The 8,398-nt window shown below is 50.0% G+C and carries 6 protein-coding genes and 1 tRNA gene; 3 read left to right on the forward strand and 4 right to left on the reverse strand.

Features of this window, described 5'->3' with window-relative positions:
• Positions 1-2: 2 nt before the first annotated feature.
• The 3 genes from QNM19_RS12240 to pepA all read right to left on the reverse strand — a co-directional run bounded on the left by QNM19_RS12240 (position 3) and on the right by pepA (position 4,978).
• Entirely contained in the window at positions 3-2,849 is a 2,847-nt protein-coding gene (locus QNM19_RS12240; protein WP_049863603.1) for a valine--tRNA ligase, read from the reverse strand.
• Positions 2,850-2,872: 23 nt separating this feature from the next.
• A complete protein-coding gene (locus QNM19_RS12245) occupies positions 2,873-3,319 on the reverse strand; it encodes a DNA polymerase III subunit chi (protein ID WP_046004999.1) in 447 nt (148 codons plus the stop codon).
• 147 nt (positions 3,320-3,466) lie between these two features.
• A complete protein-coding gene (pepA, locus tag QNM19_RS12250; protein WP_049863602.1) occupies positions 3,467-4,978 on the reverse strand; it encodes a leucyl aminopeptidase in 1,512 nt (503 codons plus the stop codon).
• Between the two features lie 231 nt (positions 4,979-5,209).
• On the opposite strand from pepA, the gene lptF reads away from it, so the two are divergent.
• Both lptF and lptG read left to right on the forward strand, forming a co-directional pair.
• Positions 5,210-6,322, forward strand: a complete 1,113-nt coding sequence (gene lptF / locus QNM19_RS12255; protein ID WP_049863601.1) for an LPS export ABC transporter permease LptF — start codon at positions 5,210-5,212, stop codon at positions 6,320-6,322.
• The gene (gene lptG, locus QNM19_RS12260; protein ID WP_010383123.1) at positions 6,319-7,389 is read left to right on the forward strand and encodes an LPS export ABC transporter permease LptG; all 1,071 of its coding nucleotides are present in this window, start codon (positions 6,319-6,321) and stop codon (positions 7,387-7,389) included. The genes lptF and lptG overlap by 4 nt, the downstream gene beginning before the upstream one ends.
• Positions 7,390-7,455: 66 nt before the next feature.
• Here lptG and QNM19_RS12265 read toward each other — a convergent pair whose 3' ends face one another.
• Positions 7,456-7,953: an RDD family protein gene (locus tag QNM19_RS12265; protein ID WP_284026749.1), complete on the reverse strand. Its 498-nt coding sequence runs from the start codon at positions 7,951-7,953 to the stop codon at positions 7,456-7,458.
• A gap of 250 nt (positions 7,954-8,203) precedes the next feature.
• Between QNM19_RS12265 and QNM19_RS12270 the strand changes: the two genes are divergently transcribed.
• A tRNA-Leu gene (locus QNM19_RS12270) sits at positions 8,204-8,288 on the forward strand.
• The last annotated feature ends 110 nt before the right edge of the window (positions 8,289-8,398 follow it).

The following is an 8,398-nucleotide window of genomic DNA, read 5'->3' on the forward strand; positions in this document are numbered from 1 at the left end:
GCTTACAGGCTTTCGATTTTGGCTTTTTGCTCAAGCAACTTGGCTTTGGCGTCGCTGTACTCGGCCAGCTTGGCCTTTTCTTTATCGAGTACCGCAGCAGGGGCGTTGTTGACGAACTTCTCGTTTGCCAGCTTTTTCTCAACCTGTGCCAGGCCTTTTTCTGCTTTTTCCAGCTGCTTGGCGATACGGGCCATTTCGGCTTCGACATCAATCAGACCCGCCATAGGGATCATGATCTCAAGGTCGCCAATAAAGGCGGTAGCGGACGCCGGGGCATCGTCTTTGCTTGCCAGTACTTTGATGTCTTCCAGTTTAGCCAGTGAGCTCAGGAACGCCTGGTTGTCGTCAAGACGGCGTTGATCCTGCTCAGACACATTGGCCAGCAACACGCTAAGTGGTTTGCTTGGACTGATGTCCATCTCACCGCGAATGTTACGGATAGCCAGAATGAACTGTTTAACCCACTCCAGGTCTTCCATTGCTTGTGTATCTACCTGTTCGGCATCAAACTGCGGGAAGCGCTGAAGCATGATGGTGTTTGCTTCGATACCAGCCAGTGGTGCAACACGCTGCCAGATGGTTTCTGTGATGTAAGGCATCAGCGGGTGCATCAGACGTAGCAGGCCTTCCAGAACCGTGATCAGGGTGTGACGTGTACCACGTTGCTGGGCTTCGTTGCCCTTGAACAGAATTGGCTTAGTCAGCTCCAGGTACCAGTCACAGAACTGGTTCCAGGTGAACTCGTAGATGGTGTTCGCGGCCAGGTCAAAGCGGTAGTTGTCCAGGTGCTCCGTGAAGGTTTTCACTGTGTTCTGGAACTGACCCAAAATCCAGCGATCTGCCAGAGACACCTGCATCTCGCCACCGTTGAAACCACAATCCTGCTCTTCTGTGTTCATCAGCACGTAACGGCTGGCGTTCCAAAGCTTGTTGCAGAAGTTACGATACCCTTCCAGGCGGTTCATATCCCAGTTGATATCACGACCGGTTGAGGCCATAGCAGCCAGGGTAAAGCGCAGTGCATCGGTGCCGTGTGCTTCAATGCCATCAGCAAAAGTCTTACGGGTGTTCTTTTCAATCTTTGCGGCCAGCTGTGGCTGCATCATGTTGCCGGTACGCTTCTGAACCAGGCTTTCCAGATCGATACCATCGATCATGTCCAGCGGATCCAGCACATTACCTTTTGACTTAGACATCTTGTCGCCATTTTCGTCACGGATAAGACCGGTCACGTAAACGGTTTTAAATGGCACCTGAGGTTTGCCTTGGTCGTCTTTCACAAAGTGCAGTGTCATCATGATCATACGGGCAACCCAGAAGAAAATGATGTCGAAACCAGTCACCAGCGTGTCTGACGGGTGGAACATCTTCAGGTCGTCAGTATTCTCTGGCCAGCCTTGGGTTGAGAAAGTCCACAGCGCAGAAGAGAACCAGGTATCCAGTACATCATCGTCCTGGCTCAGAACGACGTCGTCGGCCAGGTTGTTGTCGCGGCGTACTTCGGCTTCATCGCGACCAACGTATACGTTGCCTTCGTTGTCGTACCAGGCCGGGATACGATGTCCCCACCATAGCTGACGAGAAATACACCAGTCCTGAATATCGCGCATCCAGGAGAAGTACATGTTTTCGTACTGTTTAGGCACGAACTGGATGTCACCGTCTTCTACGGCTTTGATTGCCGGCTCAGCCAGTGGTGCAACGCGTACATACCATTGGTCAGTCAAAAGTGGCTCAATGACCACACCAGAGCGGTCGCCGTAAGGGACAGTCAGGCTGTGGTCATCGATTTTTTCCAGCAGGCCTGCTTGTTCAAATTCATCAACAATCAGTTTACGGGCATCGAAACGGTCAAGACCATGGAAGCGCTCAGGCAATGGTGCATCGAGCTCCAGTGGCTTGCCATCAAAGGTGAAAGTTTCGCCTTCACTCAAAATCGCCGCATCTTTGTTGAAGACGTTGATCATTGGAAGCTGATGACGCTTACCGACTTCGTTATCGTTGAAGTCGTGCGCTGGTGTGATCTTCACACAGCCAGTGCCTTTTTCCATGTCTGCGTGTTCGTCGGCAACGATTGGGATACGACGGTTGACGATTGGCAATAAGATCTCTTTGCCGATCAGGTCCTGATAACGCTCATCATCCGGGTTGACTGCTACACCGGTGTCGCCCAGCATGGTTTCCGGACGCGTTGTTGCCACTACAATGTAGTCTTTGCCGTCTTTGGTTTTAACACCATCAGCCAGCGGGTAACGCAGGTTCCACATGTGGCCCTGCTTGTCTTTGTTTTCTACTTCCAGATCAGAAATCGCGGTGTGCAGTTTCGGATCCCAGTTAACCAGGCGCTTACCACGGTAGATCAGATCGTCTTTATATAGACGAACAAAGACTTCTTTCACTGCTTCAGACAGGCCGTCGTCCATAGTAAAGCGTTCACGATCCCAGTCTACTGATGCACCCAGGCGACGTAGCTGTTTAGTAATGGTACCACCTGACTCGTTTTTCCACTGCCAGATACGGTTGATAAACTCTTCGCGGCCCAGGTCGTGACGGGTTTTGCTTTCTTCAGCGGCCAGCTTACGCTCAACAACCATTTGGGTTGCGATGCCTGCGTGGTCTGTTCCCACCTGCCATAAAGTATTTTTGCCCTGCATACGCTGGTAGCGGATCAGGGTGTCCATGATGGTGTCCTGGAAGGCGTGGCCCATGTGTAGGCTACCCGTGACATTCGGTGGTGGGATCATGATCGAATAGGCATCGCCCTGACCTGATGGCTTAAAGTAGCCATTCTCTTCCCAGCCTTGGTACAAAGACTGTTCGATATCTTGCGGATTATAGGTTTTATCCATTACACAGAACCTTAAAAAATACTTTAGTTGTCAATTTCTTTGGTTGAAATTTCAGCGCCGAGCTGACGCAGTTGCATGAACCGCTGGCGTGCCGCGTGTTTGGCATTGCTTTCAACCGGCACAAAATCGTAGATCTTGTCGAATCGGCGCACAAAATCCGGCAGCTGTTGTGCCAGATTAATCAAAATGGTGCGTCTGCCAACAGGTGGCATCTGGCCGATCTCGACCGGTGCGCCCCCTTTGGGGCCTTCGCCTTGCAGGTTGTGAGGCACAAAGCTGTCGGCCTCAAAACACCACAAGTGCTCGTCAACCGCATGGGCATCTTCAACGCTGTCTACGTAAATAAAGACACGTTGTCCGGCGCGGTACAGCTTTGCGGCGCTGCGTGCGGCGAGATCAAAATGAGCCGGCACTGGCTTGCCCGGCTCATTGTCCTGCTTTAATACAAAAAAGCGTGCGTTGATGGTCATGACATGTGGTTTTCTAGCTAGCGAAACGCCTTGTCATAAGGGGAAAGCCTTTAAATGACACAGCGTTCAAAATAAAGCCGCATTCTGACACAGAATACGGCTATCATCAATCAACGTGGTGCGTGACATCGGCTGTCACAGCATGAATTAGTCCTGAGGTTGCTCAGTCACGTTCACGCGGTTAAGCAGATATTGCATTAACATAGGGACCGGACGACCGGTTGCACCTTTGTTGGCACCACTGCGCCAGGCTGTCCCTGCGATGTCCAGGTGTGCCCAGTTGTACTTCTTGGTGAATTTAGACAAGAAGCAGGCGGCGGTAATCGTTCCGGCAGGGCGGCCACCCAGGTTGGTGAAGTCGGCAAACGGGCTCTTCAGTTGTTCCTGATAGTCATCCCACAATGGTAGTTGCCATGCGCGGTCACCACTTTGCTCAGACGCTTTAAGTAAGTCATGCGCCAGCGGATTGTGGTTCGACAACAAACCGGTTGCATGATGGCCCAGGGCGATAATACACGCACCCGTCAGGGTTGCCACGTCAACGACTACTTCTGGCTCAAACGCTTCAACATAGGTTAATGCATCACACAGGACCAGTCGGCCTTCTGCGTCAGTATTGAGTACTTCAACCGTCTGACCAGACATAGTGGTCAGGATGTCACCCGGGCGATAAGCATTGCTGCTCGGCATGTTTTCACAGCCAGCCAGCACGCCGATGACATTCAGTGGCAGCTGCATTTGCACGACGGCGCGCATCAGGCCCAGTACGCCGGCGGCGCCACCCATGTCGTATTTCATCTCGTCCATGCCTTCGCCTGGCTTGATAGAAATACCGCCTGAATCAAATGTCAGGCCTTTACCGACGAACACGATAGGCGCTTGCTTTTGCGGGGCACCGTTATAGTGGATCACCGACATCACGGATTCGTTGTCACTACCGCGACCAACCGCCAGATATGAGTGCATACCCAGCTCTTCCATTTCTTTCTCGCCAACCAGATTAACCGTGACGTTGTCGAATTCATCGGCTAATGCTTGTGCTTGCTCACCTAAGTAGCGAGGATTGCAGATGTTTGGCGGCATGTTTGCCACGTCTTTACATAATGTGGCACCGGCTGCGATGGCCAGTCCATGCTCGATGGCGCTCTCGCCAATCGGCAATTCACGGCGTGTTGGTACGTTGAAAACAATTTTACGTAGTGGACGACGTGCTTCGTTTTTTTTGCTTTTCAGCTGGTTAAAGGTGTAAAGGCTGTCCTGAGTGGTTTCTACTGCCTGGCGAACTTTCCAGTAAGTATCGCGTCCTTTAACGTGTTGTTCAGTCAGGAAGCAAACGGCTTCCATTGAACCTGTGTCATTTAAGGTGCTGATGGTTTTGGCGATGATCTGTTTGTATTGTTTGTCGTCTAGCTCACGCTCTTTACCACAGCCCACAAGTAGCACACGTTCACTCAATACGTTTGGTACATGGTGAAGTAAAAGCACCTGGCCGGGTTTACCTTCTAGGTCTCCGCGGCGCAGCAGGTTAGAAATATACCCTTCGCTGATTTTATCCAGCTGCTCCCCGACGGGTGAAAGGCGGCGTGGTTCGTATACGCCGACAACAATACACGCACTGCGTTGTTTTTCTGGGCTACCACTTTTTACGCTGAATTCCATTGCGACTCCTGAGTCAATGTGCTGTCTTTTTTGAACTTTTTATGCCTCAGCCACTCCATTTCTAGGTGCTGAACTAAAAAACGGCTAATTGACGCGTGCATTTGGCGCTTTAGCCTGTTGCTTTAGTAGGATATTTGGATCCGATGGCATATAATAAAGTGATTAAAATAACCAGTTTACTCAAAATTTCCTACTATTCCAGTGAAATGAGACGTTTTATAGGGGCGGACATTGCTTATTTTTCGATATCTGACTGCTGAGATATTAAAATCTCAGGTCGCCGTTTTTATGACCCTTATGACCATCTTCATCTCGCAGAAGTTTGTCCGGATCCTGGCTGAGGCCTCAGGTGGCAGCATTCCGGGAAAACTTGTTATGTCTTTTCTGGCTCTGAATTTACCTAAACTGGCGGTGTATATCCTGCCACTAAGCTTATTTTTGGGCATTATCCTCGCCTATAGTCGGGTCTATGCTGACAGTGAAATGACGGTACTGAAGGCGTGCGGCGTCAGTGAGTGGTATGTCGTACGTGTGACTTTGGTGTCCAGTTTTGTGATTGCGCTGATGGCCGCGGTGCTGAGCTTATATCTGGCCCCCTGGGCAGGTGAAAAAGAAAATCAGCTGCGCGAACAAGCCAATGCAGAATCAGGGCTCAGCCAGATCCGGGCCGGGCGATTCCAGCAAACGGGCAATGAAAAGGCGGTGGTATTTGTCCACAACACCAGTGATCAGGGTAAAGAGCTAAATCGTGTGTTTGTGGCCCAGTTACCCGATCGCGATTCAAATCAGGCTGCACGTATTGTGTTTGCTCAGAATGGTCGGGTTGTTGAAGAGGGAACCGGTGAGCAGCAGCTGGTGCTCAGTGAGGGAAAACGATTCGAAACCGACGGTTTCAGTCAGGCACTGAACAAAACTGAGTTTAGCAGCTATCAGGTGCAGATCCGTGAGCAGGAAATTGAACAGCGACGTCGTAAGCTCGAAGACTTGCCCTCGTCCAGCCTGCTGCAAATGGGCACACCCGAGGCCATTGCCCAGTTCCAGCTACGTTTATCTGTGCCAATTTCTATTATTTTGCTGACCTTATTGGCGGTTCCGCTGAGTGTGGTGAACCCCAGACAGGGTAAGTTTGCCAAACTGGTTCCGGCGATTTGTATCTATCTGGGTTACTTTATCATGCTCAATGCGGGTAAATATCTAGTTGCCGAAGGCAAGGTACCAACCTCGGTTGGCTTGTGGTGGATCCACTTGAGTGTGTTATTTATTGGTGCTTACTTGATAGCCAAAGGCCGGCCTTTTGGTGTCTGGGTGCGCGCTATGCTGTTAAAACGGGAGCCACAGCAATGATGAAAACCCTGGATTGGTATCTCGGGCGCAGCATTTTACAAACCACGGGCTTTGCCTTGTTGGTGTTTGTGGGCATCAATACCTTAATCAAATTTATTGAGCAGTTACGCTCTGTGGGTCGTGGTACCTATGACGTTATGGATGCGTTGTTGTTCACGCTGTACAGCATGCCCAGTGATATTGTGGTGTTCTTTCCAATGGCGGCGCTGATTGGTGGCCTGACCGGGCTCGGGGCTTTGGCTTCGAGCAGCGAACTGGTGGTGATGCAGGCTGCGGGGATGTCGCGATTACAGATCATCGGGTCGGTGATGAAATCGGCAATTGTGCTGGCACTATGCATGATGGCATTGGGCGAGTGGGGCGCGCCACAGGCAGAACAAACGGCTAAACAACTGCGTAATCAGGCGATTAATGGTGGCGAGGTGTTTGAGGCGCAGCAGGGCGTGTGGGCCAAAGATGGCAGTAATTTTATTAATATTGCCAACATCGAAAAGTCCGGCAATCTGCAAAATATCAATATTTATCACTTTGATGATGATCTCAATCTGCTGAAAATCACCCGTGCTAAGTCTGGTACTGCGACCGATGACGGTTGGCAGCTTAAAGCCATCGAGGAAGTGACCATTGAAGAGCAACAGATCAGTACGCAATACGCACAGACACTCAATTATGCATCACAGCTGACGCTGGACCGACTGGACGTGGCTTCGGTAGAACCAGACGCATTGTCTTTTTCTGGCTTGTGGTCGTATTTACAGTACCTGAAGCAAAATGAGCAGGACACCAGTAACTATGAACTGGCGCTGTGGCGTAAAGTGATGCAACCGGTGACGATTGCGGTGATGTTGCTGGTAGCCTTGTCTTTTATCTTTGGGCCACTGCGTTCAGTGAGTATGGGCGCGCGTATAATCATGGGGGTGATCACCGGGCTTATCTTCCATCTGAGTAACGAAATTTTCGGTCCAATCGTTATGGTGTATCAGATCCCGCCGGTCGTAGGGGCTGTGATGCCCAGCGTCTTATTTACCGCAACAGCGTTTTATCTTCTTAACCGTCAACGCGGGTAAGAAAGAGGATGAAAACAAAAAAAGCCTGACTCAGTCAGGCTTTTTTGTTGCAATGCAACGACCTTTTTAATCCAGGCTGTCGTAAATGCGTTTGTTCTCTTCTTTGCTCAGCACCACCACTTCAGTGCCACAAATCATATCTTGTAGTGCGCGTTTGTGTTTAAAGTCGATCAGTACCAGCAGATTGCCCAGCCCAAGTAACGCACATAAGGCCCTTGCACTGGCTCTTGGCCAGCTGAGCAACTCGCCATCTGGCGTTTGTACTTTTAGTCGCCAGGCGCGCATACCGATGGTTTGACCGCTTTTAACCCAAAAGTAAGCAAAAAACAGCACTGATACGGCAATCAATACAAATCCGCGGAAAAATGACAACAGGGGAGAAGCCTGGATCAGCGCTGATACGTCTTCATGGTTTCCTTGTGAGATCCAGCCCAAGGAGATAAAGCCTTCAACTATCAATAAAAAAACCACCATAGAGAGCATTGCAAATGCAATCACGACCAGACCATCATAGATCAGAGATGCAAGACGACGGGTTAAGCCCGCACGGGGAAACGAAGCCATTTAGTTCACTCATTAAAGCTGAAATATGACTTATTCTACCTGATTTTTAATCTAACACTAAAAAACCCGGCTAGTTTTAAGCGACTGTTCATTTACCAAGCACTTAAACGACGTTTTGTAAAAAATGCTTGCTACCCTCCCGCCAATTTGTATAATGCTGGGCATAGAGACGAGGGCATATAAAACAAAGCCTAAGCTCAAAGTGGTTTTTCTTTATTTTCTCTTGGTTAGAAGATTAAAGAAAAATTATGCCAGTGTGATGGAATTGGTAGACATGACGGATTCAAAATCCGTTGCCTTCGGGCGTGGCGGTTCAAGTCCGCCCACTGGTACCACTTTTTATAACCCTGACCGAATAGGTCGGGGTTTTTTTATGTCTGAAACTTATATGTTAAGTGGAGTCGGACTTGAGCCCCACGCCGGGCGTGGCGCTGATGTAAGTTAA

This window comes from Pseudoalteromonas ardens, from assembly GCF_030125445.1.
Taxonomy (GTDB): domain Bacteria; phylum Pseudomonadota; class Gammaproteobacteria; order Enterobacterales; family Alteromonadaceae; genus Pseudoalteromonas; species Pseudoalteromonas ardens.

What these genes read in the sequence shown, in the direction of transcription:
- QNM19_RS12240 (WP_049863603.1), bottom strand. Translation starts at nt 2,849, where the DNA reads ATGGATAAAACCTATAATCCGCAAGATATCGAACAGTCTTTGTACCAA.
- QNM19_RS12245 (WP_046004999.1), bottom strand. Translation starts at nt 3,319, where the DNA reads ATGACCATCAACGCACGCTTTTTTGTATTAAAGCAGGACAATGAGCCG.
- pepA (WP_049863602.1), bottom strand. Translation starts at nt 4,978, where the DNA reads ATGGAATTCAGCGTAAAAAGTGGTAGCCCAGAAAAACAACGCAGTGCG.
- lptG (WP_010383123.1), top strand. Translation starts at nt 6,319, where the DNA reads ATGATGAAAACCCTGGATTGGTATCTCGGGCGCAGCATTTTACAAACC.
- QNM19_RS12265 (WP_284026749.1), bottom strand. Translation starts at nt 7,953, where the DNA reads ATGGCTTCGTTTCCCCGTGCGGGCTTAACCCGTCGTCTTGCATCTCTG.